Genomic DNA, 19,970 nt, shown 5'->3' with positions numbered 1-19,970 from the left:
AGAAAAAAAGGTTTTAGTATAATTTTTTTCTTTCTTCTCTTTTTTTTAATTAGAATTCTCTTTTTATATTGGGACATTGTAAAATTCTTTAAAATTATTCATTATAAAATAAAAATATTTTAAATATTAAATAATATATTTTATATAATAAACAAGTTCATCAAAACATGGATGAAAAAAAATTATTTTTTTTTCTTTTATTTTAATATATAATACAATTACTAAAAAAATTTTGATATAATCAATGGGGTTTAAAAATTATGCAAGTTAAACATTTAGAAATTACAGAAAATATGACAGTAGATGATTTTATAACACAACTTGATGAATCAGGAGTACTTGGAGCAGGACGTATATCACATGCAACAAAACTACTCGCCGATTCAATAGAAGATGAGGATACAAAAATATTTTTAAGTCTTGCAGGACCAATGATACCAGGAGGACTTCGTAAAGTTGTACGAGATCTGATAGATAAAGGATATGTTGATCTTATAATATCAAGTGGAGCAAATCTAACACATGACCTTGTAGAAGCATTTGGAGGAAATCACTACAAATCAACAGGAAGACCAGATGAAGAATTACAAGATAGTGGAATTGGAAGAATAGCAGATATCTACACACATGCTGATGATTTTGAAGTATTTGAAGAGGAAATACAGAAAGTATTTGCAAAGATAAATGAAGAATATACAACAATATCAATACAAAACTTCATACGCCAGATAGGACTTAATATTGATGATGATGAATCATTCATAAAAACAGCAGCAAAACGTAACGTGCCAATATTTGCACCAGGTCTTATTGATTGTATGATAGGATTACAACTATGGATTTACTGTCAAGATCATGATTTTACAATAAGTGCTGTTGATGATATGAGCTATCTTTCAGACTTTGTATATGATTCTAAAAAAGTAACAGCATGTATGCTTGGTGGAGGACTTCCTAAACATTACACACTTGCATCAAACATACTTACTGGTGGAATAGATGCAGGAATTCAGATAACACTTGATCGTAGTGAATCTGGAAGTCTTAGTGGTGCACCTCTTGAGGAGGCAAAATCATGGGCAAAGGCAAAGAAAGGTTCAAATCTTGTAACAGTAATAGGTGATGCAACAGTACTTTTCCCATTAATTGTAGCTGGTGCTCTTGATAGAATAGAAAAATAATTAAAATAAAAAAAATAGGGATGATTTATTATTTTATTTGACATGATTTGTTATGCAGCATCAGGATGTTTTATGAAACTTTCTGATGAATTTATGGATGAAGCAGGCAATAAGAAACTTGCAATTATAACAGATATATTATGTGTTATATTTACACTTCTTGTATCTGTTACAAATTCAGATGCAGCATGTATATTTCTAAGTATATTAATTGGAACTGCCCTTGCAAGTAAGGTTGATAGTATTAATCATATAATTTCTGCAATACTTTTTATTGTAATTCTTGCAATTGCAGGATTTCCACATTTTAGCCTGGTATGTCTTGTTGTATGTACTATTGCTGCATTTGTTGATGAGAAGGGTAATGATTATTCAGATAAACAAATTGAAAATAATAAAGGAGGTTTTATTACAACCTTCTTTAAGTATAGATATGCATTAAAAATAGCAGTTCTATTGTTTTCATTAATTGGTATTGTTAATATGTATCTACCTGGTAGTATGTTTTGTAACTTTAATTTTAGTGCAATTACATTTGTTGATTTTCTATTATTTGATTTATCCTATGAATTTATAGGATCACATTTTAATAGAATTAATAATTTCCTCAACTGATGCTCTTGGATTTTGTGAGTTATATATACTACGTCCTACAATTGCAGCATTTGAGTATTTTAGAGTTTCAGATGCACTTCCTCCCTGGAATCCTACACCTGGTGATATGATAAATGCATCATCACCTACAACTTCTCTTATTTTTTTTAGTCTATCTGGCTTTGTTGCAGGAGCTACATAGTTTTTTATTCCAAGATCTACTCCCATCTGTGCAATGTCAAGTGATACTGGTTTTAGGAATTTATCAGCACCAGGGTGTGACATTTCAGTTAATAGAAATATTTCTTTTCCTAGTTTTTCTGCCATATTTTTTGATGCAAGAACACTATCTTCTCCTGTAAATCCATGTACAATTATTGAGTCTGCTCCCCAGTTAAGTGTTGTTTTTACTATTTTTTCATTTGTTGCATCGATATCTGCTACTTTAAAGTCTGCTATTATATTTACTTTGTAGTCTTTTTTTATTGACTGAATTATTTCAGGTCCAAGTGCTAGTGTTAGTGGATATCCTATTTTTATTGTATCAAGGTAGTCTTCTACAGCATCTAGTATTTCATATGCCTTGTTTTTTTCTTCAACATCTAATGCTAGTATTATTTGATTTTTAACTTTCATAGTATTATTTCTATTTTTTATTTGTAAAAAAATTTTATTTTTATTAGTTGTAGGTTTTTCAGATTTAAAGATGTGTATTTAATTTTATAGAAGAGTATTTATAATAAAAGATTTAATATTAAATTATTCAAAAAAAATTAAAAAGTAGACAAATTTTTTTTAATTAGTTCTTATTAAATAAAAACATATTTTTTATAAAAAAATACAATTATTTTTAAATTGATTAATTTTAAATATATTTGTATTACTTCTTTTTTAATTATTATCATTTTTTTTTAAAATTGTTTAATTCAACCTTTTTTTAATACAATACCAAAATATATAAATATTTTATTTAATAAATCAATAATTAATTATCATTTAGTATCAATAAGATAAAATTAAATGAGATAATTACAATTAAAAATTAAACATAAATTAATATATTTTATATGGAGGAAAACTAATATGCACATTATGGAAGGTTACTTGCCTCCAGAATGGTGTGCTGTATGGTTTATAGTAGCTATTCCTGTAGTAATTTATGGATTAATGCAGATAAAAAAAGCATTTGCAGAAACTGACGATGCAAAACCACTTCTTGCATTATCAGGAGCATTCATGTTTATTTTATCATCATTAAAAATGCCATCAGTAACAGGAAGTTGTTCACACCCATGTGGTAACGGACTAGGTACAGTATACTTTGGCCCTGCAGTTACAGCTGTTCTAGCAGTAATCGTATTATTATTCCAAGCTATCCTTCTTGCACACGGTGGACTTACAACCTTAGGTGCTAACATTGTATCAATGGGTATTGTAGGACCATTCTGTGGATGGTTAGTATGGAAAGCACTAAGAAAAATGAATGTATCTTCATCAATATCAATGTTCTTTACAGCATTTATAGCAGATTTATTAACATATGTAACAACAGCAGTACAACTTTCACTTGCATTCCCAGGTGAATCAATCACAACAGCTATTGTAACATTCCTTGGAATCTTCGCTGTAACACAAATACCACTTGCAATTGCAGAAGGTATATTAACAACAATCATTTACGACTACGTATTTAAATCAAGACCAGATATACTTGTAAAATTACACGTATTAAGCCAAGAAGAATTGGCTAAAGAACAAGCAGGAGCAAATTAAAATGGTTGATACAAAAACAATAATCGGATTAATAATTGTCGCAGTATTAATCGTTGCACCTCTTACAATATATAACGGTCACGGTGAAGACGATGGATACTTCGGTGGATCAGACGATCAAGGTGGAGATCAAGTAGCGGTACAAAACCCTAACTATGAAGTATGGGCAGAACCACTCTGGGAACCACCTAGTGGAGAAATTGAATGTTTAATCTTCTGTTTACAAGCAGCTGTCGGTGGACTAATCATCGGATATGTATTCGGTAAATGGAACAGAGGCGGAAAAGTAGAACAATAGATATAAAGTTAATTAGTTAACTATAAATCTTCTCCCTACTTTTCTCATTTTTTTTTATTTTTATTTTTCTCAAATATTTTCTTAAATTATTATTATGGTGATTTAATATATGTCAATATTTAAAGATACACTGGATTATTATTCAATGAATAATAACCTAACAGATAGTAATATCTACTATAAGACAATTTTTGCTTTGAGTATATTAATTATAAACCTATTTGCAAACTCACCAATTGCACCAATATTTCTACTGATATTTTGCTCAATACTTACAGTATTTAAGGCAGGTATTCCAAAGAAATTCTATATTACATTTCTATCAATACCATTTGCATTTGCATTAATTTCAGTAGTTTTCATGGCATTCTTCTTCGGAGTAGGAGATCAGATATGGTCACTAGGACTCTTTGGATGGGGAATAACAGCAGATGGACTTAATCGTGGAGTTTTAGTATTCTTTAAGGTGATGGGTGGATTTTCAGCCCTAGCATTTTTAATAACAACAACACCTGTAAATAGAATATTTGCAATATTTAATGAATTACATTTTCCAACAATATTTACAGATCTAGCAATACTAATGTATAGATACATATTCATGTTTTTAGATGTGACAAGTACAATGTTTAATTCACAAAAAACAAGACTTGGATATACATCATATAAAAGCTGGATGACATGTCTCGGATCACTTGCTGGAATGGTATTTATACGAACATGGGATCAGGGTGAAACATCGTATAAAGCACTTGCAGCACGAGGATATGATGGTGTTTTAGCATTTGTAGATAATGGAGAATCAATACATGATGTACCAATACTACACTGGATAGTACTTGTAGTATTTTTAGTAGCTTTAATGTATTTTGTATACATTACAGGATCAATTAATGTAATACCATACTTAATACATGTATAGATAAAAAAAGATGCTAATTTAATATAAGGTAAGAATATAAATTAAGTATAATCATAACAGGAATCGGGTTTTATATGAGCGATATAATTTTAGAAACAAAAGATTTAAAATACAACTATCCTGATGGAACAGAAGCACTAAAAGGAATCAGCATACAAATCCATGAAGGTGAAATGATATCACTCATGGGAACAAATGGAGCAGGAAAAAGTACACTCTTTCTACACTTCAATGGAATTATCGAGCCAACAAGTGGTACTGTTGAAATAGAAGGAGAAGAACTTAAATACAACAAAAAAAGCCTACTTAAGGCAAGATCCAAGGTAGGAATTGTTTTCCAAAATCCTGATGATCAACTATTTGCACCAACAGTAATAGAGGATGTATCATTTGGACCTATGAATATGGGATTATCAGAAGAAGAAGTAAAAGCAAGATCACTTGATGCACTAGAAAAAGTAGGAATGGCAGACTACACAAAAAAAGCACCACACCACCTAAGTGGAGGTCAAAAGAAACGTGTAGCAATCGCTGGAATTCTTGCAATGCAGCCAAGAATTATGGTTCTTGATGAACCTACAAGTGGACTTGACCCTAAAGGTGCATCAAAAATAATGCAACTACTATATGACCTAAATCGTGAAGGTATGACAATTATCATATCAACACACGATGTAGATCTAGTTCCATTATATTCAGATGATGTAAAAGTAATAACAGATGGACGAATTATTAAAGAAGGAAACTGTCGTGAAGTATTTACAGATCATGCAACTATAGAAGAAGCAAATCTAAGACTTCCATGGATTGCAGAATTATTTGAAAAACTATCAGAAAATCCTGATGTAGATTTCAAATATGAAGGATATCCACTAACAGCAGCTGATGCATACGATGCAGTTCTTAAACTTTTAAATAAATAGATTTACAATTAATTTAATACTCTCCATCTTTTTTTTAAATCTTTTTTTGAGATAAAAAATTATTAAATCTTATTTTTTTCATAATAGTTATCAGGTATTTTTCTATTTATATGTAAAAATTATTTATTAATATAAAAACATAACTATTATATAACTAAATTTAGTATTATTATGAAAAGAGAAATTAAAATTAAATTAAACTATTTTTTTAATAAAAAGAAGAATCTTTTTTATGTTAAAATTTATAACTAAATTTTATATTTTTTCTCAGATTTAATATTAGAAATCCCATTTTAACATAAAAAATGAAATATTACATAGAAACTATAAAGGGAGGCAAAATGATTATGACAAATCCAATTGATGTGGATTATTTCCAAAAAGTAATAGATAAAATAGACCCAAAAGTAGACTATGCAGACATAAGAGTAGGAGATTCAACAAACAATGCTATCATCATGAAAGATGGTAAAATTGACAATGTAGATACAGGAATAAACTTTGCTGTATCAATACGAGTACTTAAAAATGGAGCATGGGGATCAGCATATACAACAGAAATATCAAAAGTAGAAGAAGTAGCAGAAAAAGCTGTACAACTTGCATCAAAACTAAGAAGTGATGTAGAACTTACAAAGGCAAATCCACAAGAAGATGTTGTTAAATCAGAAGCAAAACTTAAAATTGAAGATGTAGACTTTGATGAAAAAATCCAGGCAATGAAAGATGCAAATAATGCAGCAGTTGCAGATGAAATAAAAAGTACAAGTATTACATTTTCAGAAGCACAATCACAAAACCTTCTTTTAAGTACAGAATCTATGAATATACTATCAAATAATAATAGATTAATCTTTTCAATGAATTGTGTTGCAAATGAAGGAAATATTATGCAATTTTCACACAACAGCATTGGTGGAGTTGGAGGATTTGAAATAGTTCAAAATGCAGATCTTAATGAATTTGGAGAAGAACTTTCAAAAAAAGCTATAAGTCTTCTTGATGCAAAAACACCACCAAGTGGAAAGTTCCCAGTAATACTTGATTCTGAACTTGCAGGAGTATTTATACATGAAGCATTAGGACATGCATCAGAGGCAGATATAATACTTCAAAACGATTCAATACTAAAAGATAAGATGGGAGAAAAAATTGGATCAGAACTAATAACAGTTATTGATGATGCATCACGTAAAGATGGTTTCGGATACTATAAATACGATGTTGAAGGAACAAAAACATCAAAAAATACACTTGTAACAGATGGTGTTTTAACATCACTTCTTTCTTCACGTCAAACTGCTCAGAAACTTGGAATGGAATCAAGTGGAAATGCAAGATCACCAATAAAAGATCAGCCAATTGTACGTATGAGTAATACATATATTAAACCAGGTGATTCATCATTTGATGAGTTAATTGAAGATATGCATGATGGTATTTATCTTAAAGGATCAAGTGGAGGACAAGTAGATACTGGTCGTGGAGTATTCCAATTTAATGCTGATGAAGCATACACTATTGAAAATGGAGAACTTAAAGATCATCTACGTGATGTGTCACTCTCTGGAAGTACACTTGACATACTAAATCATGTAGTAGGTGTAGGTTCAGACTTTAATTTAAGTGTAGGATTCTGTGGAAAAGATGGACAAACAGCACCTGTAGGTGATGGAGGACCACATATTAAAGTATCTGAAGCTGTAGTTGGTGGATCCCAATAAGATAATAATTTGAGATAAATAAAGATAGATAAAATAATAAAAAATGATAATTAGTGAGTTGTAATAAATGAAATTACCACAAATACCAACACCAGATGAGCTGATAGATAAAGGATTTAACCGTGCAAGTAGAGCAGCATCAAAGGTAAGAAGCTCAAAACTACACCCACGTGTTAAAGGAAAAAGAATAGAAGAAGTAAGAGTAGATACTGCATGTGATACAATTAATGCAACATTTAATCGTATAATTACAGAAACACCAATACTTGAGGAATTACCAGAATTCTACCAGGACTACATAGATATTGTGGTGGGAATAGATCAGTATAAACATTCTCTTGGTGCTGTTTTCTGGGCACTTGGTGTACTTAAACAGATCCAAGCACAGTATACATCACAAATTAGAAAATCTGATTCACTCAGTGCAATACCAATAAGAAAAGAGGCATATGGAAGAATTGTATCTGTTGTAAAAAGAATAGAAGATGAACTTGACTTCCTTGACTTTGCAAAACGTGAACTTAAAAATATGCCAAACATTAACTTTAATGCTATACGTGCTGTAATTGCAGGATTTCCAAATGTTGGAAAATCAACACTTCTAAATAATATTACAGATGCAACACCAAAAGTTGCAAACTATCCATTTACAACACAGGGACTTCAAATAGGAAACTATGAACGTAACTATAAAAAGTATCAGATAATTGACACACCAGGTCTTCTTGATAGATCAATTGATGATATGAATGAAATAGAATTAAATGCAATTGCTGCTCTTGAACATCTTGGAAATGTTATAATCTACATTTTTGATCCATCTGAAACATCAGGATATATAATGGAAAATCAGTACCTATTATATAGTGAAATTAAAGATGTATTTGACACACCAATGATATGTTTATTTAATAAGACTGATCTTCTCGAGGATGAATCAATAATTGAGGAATACTCAGCAAAAATTGATGATCCAATATTTAAGACAAGTATTAATGATTTAAGCTGTATTGAGGATGTACGTTCTCTAATTGAGGATATTGGAAAACAGGATGAAATTGATGCATACAATGAAAAGTATCAACTAAGACATCCAAGAAAATAAATATACACATCTTCACTTATTTATTTTTTTTTATACTTTTTTTTTAATATATTAACTAAAATTTTAACTAAACTATTTTTTTCATATTTTTTCATAGTTTCATATACTTTTTTATGTATTTTAAAAGGATTTAATATGTAAAAATAACAAATATTTAAATAATACTTTACTAAAATTATGTATTATAAAAATTTATAGTGTGGTCAAATAAAATGGCAGATGAAAAAAATATAGAAAATAAAGATGAAAATGTAATAGAAGTTGAAGAAGTAGAAAAGATAGATGTTGAAGAAAAAGTTGCAGATGAAAAAGTTGAAGCAGATGAAAGTGAAGCTAAAACTGATAGTGTAGACTATGAAGTATATGGTAATGAAGTAAAAGATGAAGCTAAAAAAGCAGCTGATCGTATACTTGGAGATCTCTTTGAAAATATTAAATCAAAACAGTCAGAATTTAATAAAACAGTAGAAGAATTAAGAACAAACAAACCAGCATTTGATTTATATGTAACAGAAGAAGATCTTGTAGCAAAAATTGATCTTCCACGTGTAGCAAAAGATGATGTATCACTTAAAATTTCAACAGAATCAATAGAAGTAGATGCAACATTCCCAGAAGATATACCAGAAGATGTAAAATTAATTAAAAGTACAAGATGTTCAGGATTAACAAAAACTGTAATTCCACTTCCAGAAGAAGTAGCAATTAATGAAGTAACAGCAGAATTTGAAGATTCTGTACTTACAATTACAGTACCTAAAATTAAAGGAAGAAAAGTTGACGTAGAAATAATGTAAATTTTCTTTTCAACTTCTCCTTTTTTTTTATAATTAAAATATTATTCCTTTTTTTTTTATTGTTATATTTAAAAATTTAAAGTAAAAATCTTCTTTTTTTTAATTAAAATATTTATCCTATTAAAATAGATAAGTATTAAAAACTATAATATTTAATTAAAAGTATTATTAGATTGTTGAAAAATTATATATTTTTAATATAAAAATAGAATTAATGAATATGTGTATTATTATAATGTAATTGTTTTAAGAAGGTGTGATTTAAATGAAGCCTTATGTAATTTTAATTGGTTCAGCATCAGGTGTGGGAAAGTCAACTATTGCATATGAAATATCAAAAAAACTCGATATAAAATATTTAATTGAAACAGATTTTATACGTGAAATAGTACGTGGAGTTATAGGATCTGAGTATGCACCAGCACTACATAAATCATCATATGATGCATATACATCTCTTCGTGATGAATTTAATTTTCCAGATGAAGAAAAACTAATAGTAGCAGGATTTGAGGAACATTCATCGTTTGTAATTCCAGCAATTGAAAAAGTTATTGCAAGATCAATACGTGATAAGGATTCAATTATCATAGAAGGTGTACATCTTGTTCCTGGTCTTATTGATGTTAAACAGTTTGAAAACTTTGCACATGTATACTTTTTTATTCTTACAACAGATGAACAAACACACAAGGAACGTTTTATTCAACGTGCAATGGCAATAAAACGTGGTGGAACACAACTTGACTATTTCAAGGAAAATCGTATTATTAATAATGATTTAATTGAAAAGGCAGAACTTTTCAAGGTACCTGTAATATATAACAATACAGATAAAGATGAAACTATTAAAAAGATGATGCAATATATAAATGAAGTATCAGAAATAATCTATCTTAAAAACCCTATTGATAAAATAGGAGAAGCACAAGATATAATTACAAACAATTGTGGACGAATAGTAAATGTAGGCTACTATCTTCCAGGATTTAGTCAGCCATTTATCAGATGTATAGATGATGAAAATCAACTAACACGAAACATAGATGATGAAGATAGAAAAACAAATGAAAGAAAATCACTAGAAGCACTATTTGAATTATCAGATAACATCTACTCACACAAGATATATGCACCAGATAAAAGACGACTAAATAAGATAATACGTGAACTTAAAGAAAAAAACCTACTATATAATAAAAGCGAGATAAATAATATACAAGAAGATGAAAACTAAAAAATAAATAAAATATATGGTGTCAAGATGCAAAAAATAGATGAAAAACAAGATAATGAAATGAGATCAGACTGTCCTGTATGTAACTCTGAAAACACACTAGTTGTAACAAACAAAACAGACAACATACCATACTTTGGAAACATACTAGAAACTGCTGTAAGATGTGAAAAATGTGGATACCAATCAGCAGACAATATATGTCTCGACCATCATGATCCTTCAAGATACACATTAAAGATAGATACTCAGAAACTAAATTCAAGAGTTGCAAAATCACAAACAGCAACACTAACAATACCAGAACTTGGACTAAAAGTAGAACCAGGATCAAAATCACAGGGATATGTATCAAATGTAGAAGGAATACTAAATAGATTTGAAGATGCAGTAAACCAGGCACTACTACTAAATGATGGAAACGATGAAATACAAGACAATGCACTGGCAATACTAAGAAACATCTTCGCTGTAAAAAGTGGAGATAAAACAGTGGACCTGATACTTGAAGATCCATTTGGAAACAGTATGATAGATGATGATGATGCAAAAATGGAAATACTAACACAACAAGAAGCAGAATCATTAGAAACAGGATTTACAATAATAGATGAAGACGACCTAGAAGATGAATAAATAATAATATAATGGAGGAAAATTAACATGTCAGTTGAAGAAGTAATAGAAAAAAGATATAGTGTACGAGGATACCAGGATCGCCCTGTAGAAGATGAAAAACTCGAAAAAATCCTAAAAGCAGCACAACTTGCACCAACAGGTGTAAATAGTCAAGCATTCAAAGTATATGTAATTGATACAAAGAAAAATCGTGAAGCAATACTAAAATCATACAATAAAGAATGGATAGTCCAAGCACCATATGTACTTGCAGTTGTAAGTAAAGCAAACGATGCATGGACAAGACCATGGGATATAAAAAATCTTAATGAAATAGATGCAACAATAGTAATGGATCATATGATACTACAAGCAACAGAACTAGGACTTGGAACATGCTACATTGCAGCATTCCATGAAAAAGCAATGGCAGAACTACTAGATCTTTCTGATGAAGAACATCCTGTACTTCTTACACCACTAGGATATCCAGATGCACAGCCACGTGATGCACCACGTAAAGAATTAAGTGAACTAGTTGAATATATCTAAGGATATTTCAATAACTATAACCACCAATTTATCTCTTTTTTTTATAAAAACTTTTTTTTCATAGCATAATACTGTAAATTTTATTATTTTTTAATACTAAATAATATATTAAAAGAAATATTAGAAAAATGAAAGAACTTTTATTCAGTATAATTAAAAAAATATGGAATTAATAATATTATAAAACTATTTGCAAGTGTTTTAATTAAAAATAATAATTTATATTCATTTTTCGTACTTAATTTAATAATTTAAAAAAAGATAATGAGGGAATGTAATGTCTGAAGAAAATACAACATTTACAGTATGGGATGAAAATAATTCAGTAGATATTAAAAAAGAATCTGATATGATATGGAATATAGCAAATAAACTACGAGGACCATATACAAGTGATAAATATAAAGATGTTATACTACCAATGGTAGTTATTAGAAGATTTGAATGTGCACTTGAAGATACAAAAGAAGAAGTACTTAAAAATAAGGATAATTATCCAGATGAAGTGTTATATACTTTTTCAAAACATCAATTTTACAATAAAAGTGATTTTACCCTAAAAAAATTATTAGATGATCAAGAAAATATTGTTGAAAACTTTAAAAAATATATTAATGCTTTTTCACCAAATGTAGTTGATATTATTAAAAACTTAGATTTTGAAAGAGAAATAGAAAAACTTTACGCATCTAATAGATTAAATGAAGTTATACAAAAATTTAGTGAAGTTGATTTAAATCCAAAAAATGTGGATAATATAAAAATGGGTTATATTTTTGAAGATCTTATAAGAAGATTTTCAGAAAATGCAGAAGCAGGAGATCATTATACAGGAAGAGATATTATTCGTTTAATGGTTTCATTGGTACTATCTGAAGGTTGTGAAGATGTTTTAAATGAAAAACAAAAAATAGTGAAAATTCTTGATCAAGCAGCAGGAACAGGAGGAATGCTAACTACAGCAATGGATTATATTTTACATGAAAATCCTGATGCAAATGTAAAACTTTACTCACAGGAAGTAAATCCAGAATCATATGCATTATGTCTTGCTGAAATGCTAATTAGAGGACAAGACACAAGTAATATTAAACTTCAAGATACTATGATTTCTGATTGTTTTGAAGATGAGAAAATGCGATTTTTATTTGAAAATCCACCATTTGGATTAGCATGGAAAGGTAAAAAAGCAGCAGAAGGAGTGGAAAATGCAGTAAATCAAGAAGCCAAAAAAGAAAATGGACGTTTTCCTGCAGGAGTACCTAATGGGGGAGATATGCAGTTACTTTTCTTACAATCATCAATAAATAAACTAGCAGATAATGGAAGAGCAGCAATAATATCAAATGGTTCACCTTTATTTAGTGGAACAATAACCTCAGGTAATTCTAAAATAAGAAAATGGATACTTGAAAATGATTATGTAGAATCAATAATTCAATTATCAGATAATATGTTTTACAACACAGGAATTTCCACATATATTTGGATCATATCTAAAAATAAATCAGAAAAAAGAAGAGGTAAAATTCAGTTAATAGATGCATCTTCATTTAAAAAGAAATTAGGAAATTCATTAGGAAATAAACAATATGAAATAAGACCAGAACATATAGAAAAAATTACAAAGTTATATCATGATTTTGAAGAAAATGAATACTCAAAAATATATGATAATCAAGAATTTATATTATGTCAATATACAATAGAACAACCACTTCAAAGAAATTATGCAATAACTGAAGAAAGAATAAATAAAATGAGTGAATCTAATTTATCAAGTTTTTTTAATAAAAATAAATATGAAGAATTATTAAATAAAGAATTGAATGGAGAAAAAATTAAAAAAGAAGATAAAACAAAACTTGAAAAATTTAGAAAAAATGAATCTACATATTATGCAATTATGGATTCATTAACAAATAATATTTCAGATGAAATTTATACAACTTCAGAAGAATTTGAACCAATACTATTAGATATTCTTAAAGATATTTTTAATAGTAAAAAAGAACTCACAAATAAGGTAAATCAAATTATGAAAGGTCTTTCAGTTAGAGATGAAACTTTACCTCCTGAGAGGAATAAAAGAGGAGGAGTGAGATATGATACTGAACCAGATTCAAAAATTACAGAAATTATACCATCTACTGTAAATATTAATGAATATTTTGAAAAGGAAGTATTACCATTTGTAAATGAAAATACGCGAATTTCAGCTAAAAAGGATTCCAAAAAAGAAGGAGCTGAAATATCATTCAATAAGTGTTTTTACAAATATCAGAAACCAACTTCAAGTAATATTCTATTAGATAAATTTCTTAAATTAGAAAAGATGATGAATGAAAAGGTTAATAAATTAGGAGATTAAAAATGTCTAATTTTAAAGATAGTGGAGTTGAATGGCTTGGAGTAATTCCAGATCATTGGGAAAATTAAGACTTAAATTTGTTTATAATATTAAAAAAGCTAAATTACCTTCTAAATTTTATGATGATAACTCTTTAACTCCATATTTATCTATGGATTATATTAGGGGAAAAGATGTAGTGTTAAAATATGCTGAAGATGGTGATTTAGTAGAAGAAGATGATATTCTATTATTATGGGATGGATCTAAAGCAGGTGAAATTATTTTAGATCATCCTAAAGGATATGCACCTTCTACAACAGCAATATTATCTAAGAATCATCAGAAATTAATAAATGATTATGGAAAATTTTATTTAAAATTTATGGAAATTGAACTTAAAAAGAATACTAATGGGATGGGAATTCCACATGTGGATGGAAATTTTCTAAAAAGTATGCCTTTTTTACTTCCTCCAATATCAGAACAAAAAGAAATTACAAATTATTTAAATAAAAAATGTTCAGATATAAATGAAATTTCTCATGAAATTAAAGAACAAGTTCAAATTCTTAAAGAGTATAAGTTATCATTAATTTCTGAAGTAGTTACAAGGGGACTTGATGATAATGTTTCTTTGAAAGATAGTGGTGTTGAATGGATAGATAAGATACCTGAAAACTGGAGAACTTCCAAAATAAAAAGTGTTTGTAGTATTAATAGTGGTGAATATGTTTCAAAGAATGATTATGTAGATAATGGTAAATATGATATCATGGGTGCAAATGGAAAAATTGGAAATATAAATAAAAAAAATGTATATGAGGAAGTTTTAATAATGGGAAGGGTTGGAGCAAAAGTAAAAACTACTGGAACTTTTTTCATAGTTAAAGATGTTTGGGTATCAGATAATGCATTAATAATTAAAAATAATACTCATATAAATCTTAGATTTTTATATTATGTACTTAAATTATTACCATATGATTTATTAGCTTCAGGAACTGCACAACCATTAATTACAGCAACAACAATAAAAAATCAATATATTCCATTACCATCATTAAAAGAACAAGAAGAAATTGCTGAGTATTTAGATGAGAAGGTTTCTAGTATTGATGAAGTTATTGCTTTAAAAGAGGAGCAGTTAGAGGTTCTTAAGGAGTATGAGAAGTCTCTTATTTATGAGTATGTGACAGGTAAAAAAGAGGTTATGGTAGATGATTAATGTTCTTAAAGAATGTGATTTTCAGAGGTTTTTTATTAATTATCTTAAGGATGAAAATAATTTTATTATAAGAAAAAGTCATGATTTTGATAAATCTTGTGCTATGGATTGTGACTTATTTTTTGATTTTTTATCTAAAACTCAGCCTGATACATTAAGTGAACTTAAAGAAGTATATCATGGAGATCTTAATGAGATAGTTAGTGAGATTAATAGAGTTATCAAAAATGATACTGGTTTGCTTTATGCTCTTAAACATGGTGTTACTATTTCAAATATTAAGGTTAATTTGATGTATAATAAGCCTGCTAACTCTTTTAATGATGATCTTGTAGTAAATTATGGTAATAATATTTTATCTGTTATTGAAGAGGTTCATGCATCTGATAAGGAAAGAGTTGATCTTGTTATTTTTCTTAATGGTTTTGCTATTATGAGTTTTGAGCTTAAAAGTAATTTTTCAGGTCAATCTTATTATGATGCTATTGATCAGTATAAAGAGAGTAGAGATCCTGATGGAAGACTTTTTAAGTTTAATTGTGGTTGTCTTGTTAATTTTGCAATGGATCTTGAAAATGTTTATATGACAACTAAACTTGATGGAGATTCCACTGTTTTTCTACCATTTAATAGGGGTAGTGGAAGTGGTATAAATAAGGGTGCTGGAAATCCTAGTGATGATGATCAAGTTTGTAAAGTTTCTTATATGTGGGAGGATATTTTAACTAAGGATTCAATTATTGAGTTAATTAGTAAGTTTATTTTTTTAGATGAAAAAAGAGTTGTTGATGAAAATACAGGTAATATTGTTAAAGAAAAATCATTAATCTTTCCAAGGTATCATCAGCGTGATGTTGTGCATAAAATTCTTGAAGATGTCATGGTTAATGGTTCATCTAAGAACTATTTAATTCAGCATAGTGCAGGTAGTGGAAAAACTAAGTCTATTGCTTGGCTTGCATATAGGTTAGCTTCTCTTCATAATGAGTCTGATGAAATTATTTTTGATAGTGTTTTAATTATTACTGATCGTATAGTTGTTGATAGACAACTTCAAGATGCAATTAATAGTCTGGAACATCAAGGAGGTTTTATTAAGTCTATGGATAATAGTTGTACATCTATTGATCTTGCCGAAGCTTTGGAGGGAAATAATAAAATTATCATATCAACAATTCAGAAATTTAATTACATAATAGATAAAGTACAATCTATGCAAAATAAGAAATTTGCTCTTATTATTGATGAGGCTCATTCTTCAACTTCAGGTGAGGAAATGCGATCTGTATATAAAACTTTATCATCAAAAGAAAGTATGGATACACCTAATCAGTTTATTGAAAAGGATATGAAAGCTCATGGAAAACAGGATAATATTTCAACATTTGCTTTTACAGCAACACCTAAAGATTCAACATTAAATTTATTCGGAAGAAAAAATAATAAAGGACAAAAAGAACCTTTCCATATATATTCTATGAAACAAGCAATAGAGGAAAAATTTATTCTTGATGTACTTAAAAATTACACAACATATGAAACATATTGTAATATTGAGAAGATAACATCAAAAGATCCCAAGTATAAGCCACGTGAAGCAATGGGTGAAATTAAAAAAGCTATTTCACTCGATGATGAAAATATTAAACAAAGAGTAGAAATTATAATTAAACACTTTTTATGTAATGTAAATGGTGAACTAGGTGGTAAATCTAAAGCTATGATTGTTACCTCATCAAGAGAAGCTGTTGTTAAATATTACTTAGCTATTAAAAAATATATTGCTGAAAAGCATCTTGATATTAATATTCCTCTTGTGGCTTTTACAGATAAGGTAAAACTTAAAGGATATGATGGTGAATTTAGTGAAGAGAGTATAAATGGATTTTCTGCAGATAAACTTCCAAGTGTATTTGATAAAGATGAAAATAGAATATTAATTGTTGCAAATAAATATCAGACAGGTTTTGATCAACCAAAACTTTGTGCAATGTATATTTGTAAAGAATTAAGAGGAGTTAATGCTGTTCAAACACTTTCAAGACTTAATAGAACATATTCATCAAATAAGAATACTTTTATTCTTGACTTTGAAAACGATTATAAAGATATTAAAGAAGCATTTTCACAATATTATACTCAAACAACACTTTTAGGTGATATCTTATCAGTAGGAAGTATCTATGAATTAGAATTAAAGATTAATAAATATTATAACATAAGCATGGAAGATCTTAGAAATTTCAATAAATCATTAAGTGATAATAATAATACAAAAGAATTAATTAAATTTATTCAATCTGAAATTTCAAAGATTGAAAATATTCCAGAAGATGAAAGAGATAAACTTAGAAAGTTAATACATAAATTTATCAGAGTTTATGAATTTTTAACTTTATCTTCAGATTTTAAAGATAAATCTCTTCATATAAAATATAATTTATTTTCATCTTTAAGTACATATTTGAAAAGTCAATATGAATTTAAATGTAACTTAGATGGTCTTATTGCTATTAGTGAAGTTAAACAACAAAAAAAAGATGAATATCATAAAGGTATTATCTGTGAAAATGAGATAATACATGGAACTAATCAAAGTAGTAATATTGTAAGTGTAGATGATAAAGAAATTCATTTATCTGAAATACTTAAAATGCTTCATGATCAAAAAGGAAAGGATTTTGATATTGATGATGGTTGTTCATTAATAAATAAAATAAAAGAAGATATGATTAATTCTAGTATTTTAAAAGATTCAGTAAAAAATAATTCTAAAGAAGAATTTAGATCCTCAGTTTTTAGTAATGAGTCAGATAAGAATAGTTTTAAACAATATTTGATTAATAACTTAGTAAATTCATCAGATTCTACAAAAGATTTAAGTTCATTACTAATTAAGGACAGGGAATCAAGAGAAAGAATTGAAGGTATTATTTTTGATGATATTTACAAAGGATTATTATCATAAAAAATTAGTTGAATATTATAATTCTCTTTTTTTTCTTATTTTTTTTAGAATTTAATTTTTTAGATGAATATTTAGATTAGTTATGTAAATATTATTATAAATTTAATATTTTTTTTAAAAAAAAGGTAAAAATTGGGGGTGGGGATTGTAATATATTTTTATTTTTTTGACTTAGAATAAATCGTCTTCTTCTTCGTCTTGATCTGGTCTGTCGTTGATTTTAAGTGTTGCTTTAACATCCATACTTAGTGCGTCACAGTCTGCTTTTATTGCATCTAGGTGTTTTAGGATTCTTAGTTTTTCTTCATTGATTCTTTCAATGTTTCTGTATGGGTATGTTGATTCTTTAAGCATTTCATATTCTACTGTTGAATATGGGTATTGATTTAATTGTTTACATACATTTTCAAGAACGTCACCTAGGAATTTGTTCATTTCTACTTTTACACGTTCTCTTATCATTTTGTCATCATCTAGGTGTTGTTTCATAAGACGAACTACTTCTGCTTTTGCAAATGGTAGTTTTTCATTTTCTTCATCATCCACCATTTCATCGAATGCTTCTTCATTAAATTCTTCTTCTATGATTTCTTCATTTTCTATGTTGTTGTTATATTCTTCCATAATATAATTCTCCTTATGAATATTACATTTGATGACTATTTATTTTAGTACTCATTTGAATATTCTCATGTTATATTTATGTTGTTTTTATTTTATAAATATATCTTAAATTATTAAAGATTGCTTTAAAATAAAATACTTTTAAACATAAAATCTATTAAATAATTAAATGAATTTATCATATTTTATAATGTATGTTTATTTTACATGGAATCAAATTTATAATATGTCAAGTCCCATATCAACAGACTTTGTACTGTTTGTTAGAAATCCACTTGATATAACATCAATATCACAATCAACATAATCCATGATATTATCTGGTGTAATTCCACCACTAACTTCAATTAGTATATTATCACGAAGGTACCTTTTTTTAAGTTCATTAGTAGTTTTTTGAACCTCATCTGGTGTCATATTATCAAGCATTACAATATCAGCTCCAAACATTGCAGCTTTAAGTGCATCATCAGTTGATTCAACTTCAATTTCAATTTTTTTTGTAAAGCTTGTATTTTCTTTTGCCTTTTCAATTGCACCAATAACACTTCCCACAACTTGAATATGGTTGTCTTTAATTAGTATACAATCATCAAGACGGAAACGATGAGCATCTCCACCACCAATTTCAACTGCATGTTTTTCAAGCTTTTGAAGACCAGGCGTGGTTTTACGTGTTGCTGCAACACGAATATGTGGATTAACTTTGTGAACTCTTTTTACTGTTTTATTAACAGTTGTTGCAATACCACTAAGATGCATTAGGTAGTTAAGTATGCTACGTTCTGATATTAGTATGTCTTTTGCACTTCCTTCATATTCAAGTATTACATCACCCTTTTTTGCTTTATCTCCATCAAAGTATTGACTTACAATACTTAAATTAAAGTATTCAAGAATAAAACATGCAACATCCATACCAGCAATTACTGCATCTTCTTTACATATAACTGTTGCCTGTGCCCATTTATCATCATCTACTAAGCTGTTTGTTGTAATATCTTCAAATCCTATATCATCATATATATTTTCAATAATACGATCATCACTAAAAATAGTCATTAATAATCATTTCC

Annotated in this window: 18 protein-coding genes; 15 read left to right on the top strand and 3 right to left on the bottom strand. The window is 28.2% G+C overall.

Features of this window, described 5'->3' with window-relative positions; genetic code table 11:
- The first annotated feature begins 260 nt into the window (after positions 1-260).
- Positions 261-1,181 carry a deoxyhypusine synthase gene (locus MRZ80_RS06655; protein WP_292537585.1) on the top strand — a complete coding sequence of 307 codons (921 nt, stop codon included), beginning with the start codon at positions 261-263 and terminating at the stop codon, positions 1,179-1,181.
- Positions 1,182-1,253: 72 nt separating this feature from the next.
- Positions 1,254-1,796 carry a hypothetical protein gene (locus MRZ80_RS06650; RefSeq protein WP_292537583.1) on the top strand — a complete coding sequence of 181 codons (543 nt, stop codon included), beginning with the start codon at positions 1,254-1,256 and terminating at the stop codon, positions 1,794-1,796.
- On the opposite strand, the gene pyrF is transcribed toward MRZ80_RS06650, so the two are convergent.
- Positions 1,761-2,411 carry an orotidine-5'-phosphate decarboxylase gene (pyrF, locus tag MRZ80_RS06645; RefSeq protein WP_292537581.1) on the bottom strand — a complete coding sequence of 217 codons (651 nt, stop codon included), beginning with the start codon at positions 2,409-2,411 and terminating at the stop codon, positions 1,761-1,763. The two genes, MRZ80_RS06650 and pyrF, sit on opposite strands and share 36 nt — an antisense overlap.
- 447 nt (positions 2,412-2,858) lie before the next feature.
- Here pyrF and cbiM point away from each other — a divergent pair, with 447 nt between their 5' ends.
- From cbiM to MRZ80_RS06580, 13 genes are all read left to right on the top strand, one after another.
- Positions 2,859-3,548 carry a cobalt ECF transporter S component CbiM gene (cbiM, locus tag MRZ80_RS06640; protein WP_292537579.1) on the top strand — a complete coding sequence of 230 codons (690 nt, stop codon included), beginning with the start codon at positions 2,859-2,861 and terminating at the stop codon, positions 3,546-3,548.
- Between the two features lies 1 nt (position 3,549).
- Entirely contained in the window at positions 3,550-3,846 is a 297-nt protein-coding gene (locus MRZ80_RS06635) for an energy-coupling factor ABC transporter substrate-binding protein (protein ID WP_292537577.1), read from the top strand.
- A gap of 109 nt (positions 3,847-3,955) precedes the next feature.
- The gene (gene cbiQ / locus MRZ80_RS06630) at positions 3,956-4,768 is read left to right on the top strand and encodes a cobalt ECF transporter T component CbiQ (protein WP_292537576.1); all 813 of its coding nucleotides are present in this window, start codon (positions 3,956-3,958) and stop codon (positions 4,766-4,768) included.
- A gap of 74 nt (positions 4,769-4,842) precedes the next feature.
- On the top strand, positions 4,843-5,691 hold the full coding sequence (locus tag MRZ80_RS06625; protein ID WP_292537574.1) for an ATP-binding cassette domain-containing protein: 849 nt from the start codon (positions 4,843-4,845) through the stop codon (positions 5,689-5,691).
- Between the two features lie 347 nt (positions 5,692-6,038).
- On the top strand, positions 6,039-7,415 hold the full coding sequence (locus tag MRZ80_RS06620) for a TldD/PmbA family protein (RefSeq protein WP_292537572.1): 1,377 nt from the start codon (positions 6,039-6,041) through the stop codon (positions 7,413-7,415).
- Between the two features lie 67 nt (positions 7,416-7,482).
- Complete coding sequence (locus MRZ80_RS06615; protein ID WP_292537570.1) at positions 7,483-8,520, top strand: GTPase; 1,038 nt, start codon at positions 7,483-7,485, stop codon at positions 8,518-8,520.
- A gap of 212 nt (positions 8,521-8,732) precedes the next feature.
- Positions 8,733-9,317: an Hsp20/alpha crystallin family protein gene (locus MRZ80_RS06610; RefSeq protein ID WP_292537568.1), complete on the top strand. Its 585-nt coding sequence runs from the start codon at positions 8,733-8,735 to the stop codon at positions 9,315-9,317.
- Positions 9,318-9,582: 265 nt separating this feature from the next.
- On the top strand, positions 9,583-10,554 hold the full coding sequence (locus tag MRZ80_RS06605; RefSeq protein ID WP_292537566.1) for an AAA family ATPase: 972 nt from the start codon (positions 9,583-9,585) through the stop codon (positions 10,552-10,554).
- 27 nt (positions 10,555-10,581) lie between these two features.
- A complete protein-coding gene (locus MRZ80_RS06600) occupies positions 10,582-11,190 on the top strand; it encodes a ZPR1 zinc finger domain-containing protein (protein WP_292537564.1) in 609 nt (202 codons plus the stop codon).
- 27 nt (positions 11,191-11,217) lie between these two features.
- The gene (locus MRZ80_RS06595; protein ID WP_292537562.1) at positions 11,218-11,724 is read left to right on the top strand and encodes a nitroreductase family protein; all 507 of its coding nucleotides are present in this window, start codon (positions 11,218-11,220) and stop codon (positions 11,722-11,724) included.
- Positions 11,725-12,001: 277 nt separating this feature from the next.
- Positions 12,002-14,095, top strand: coding sequence for a class I SAM-dependent DNA methyltransferase (locus MRZ80_RS06590; RefSeq protein ID WP_292537560.1), 2,094 nt, complete (start codon positions 12,002-12,004; stop codon positions 14,093-14,095).
- Positions 14,096-14,150: 55 nt separating this feature from the next.
- Positions 14,151-15,302: a restriction endonuclease subunit S gene (locus tag MRZ80_RS06585; RefSeq protein ID WP_292537558.1), complete on the top strand. Its 1,152-nt coding sequence runs from the start codon at positions 14,151-14,153 to the stop codon at positions 15,300-15,302.
- Positions 15,295-18,270 (top strand): DEAD/DEAH box helicase family protein, encoded by a 2,976-nt coding sequence (locus tag MRZ80_RS06580; RefSeq protein ID WP_292537556.1) that lies wholly within the window; start codon positions 15,295-15,297, stop codon positions 18,268-18,270. The genes MRZ80_RS06585 and MRZ80_RS06580 overlap by 8 nt, the downstream gene beginning before the upstream one ends.
- A gap of 171 nt (positions 18,271-18,441) precedes the next feature.
- On the opposite strand, the gene MRZ80_RS06575 is transcribed toward MRZ80_RS06580, so the two are convergent.
- Positions 18,442-18,858, bottom strand: coding sequence for a hypothetical protein (locus MRZ80_RS06575; protein ID WP_320786689.1), 417 nt, complete (start codon positions 18,856-18,858; stop codon positions 18,442-18,444).
- Between the two features lie 255 nt (positions 18,859-19,113).
- A complete protein-coding gene (gene nadC, locus MRZ80_RS06570; protein WP_292537552.1) occupies positions 19,114-19,956 on the bottom strand; it encodes a carboxylating nicotinate-nucleotide diphosphorylase in 843 nt (280 codons plus the stop codon).
- Between the last annotated feature and the right edge of the window lie 14 nt (positions 19,957-19,970).

The sequence above is a fragment of the Methanosphaera sp. genome (assembly GCF_022768985.1).
In the GTDB taxonomy this organism is placed as follows: domain Archaea; phylum Methanobacteriota; class Methanobacteria; order Methanobacteriales; family Methanobacteriaceae; genus Methanosphaera.
This window is presented reverse-complemented; position numbering and strand designations above follow the sequence as displayed.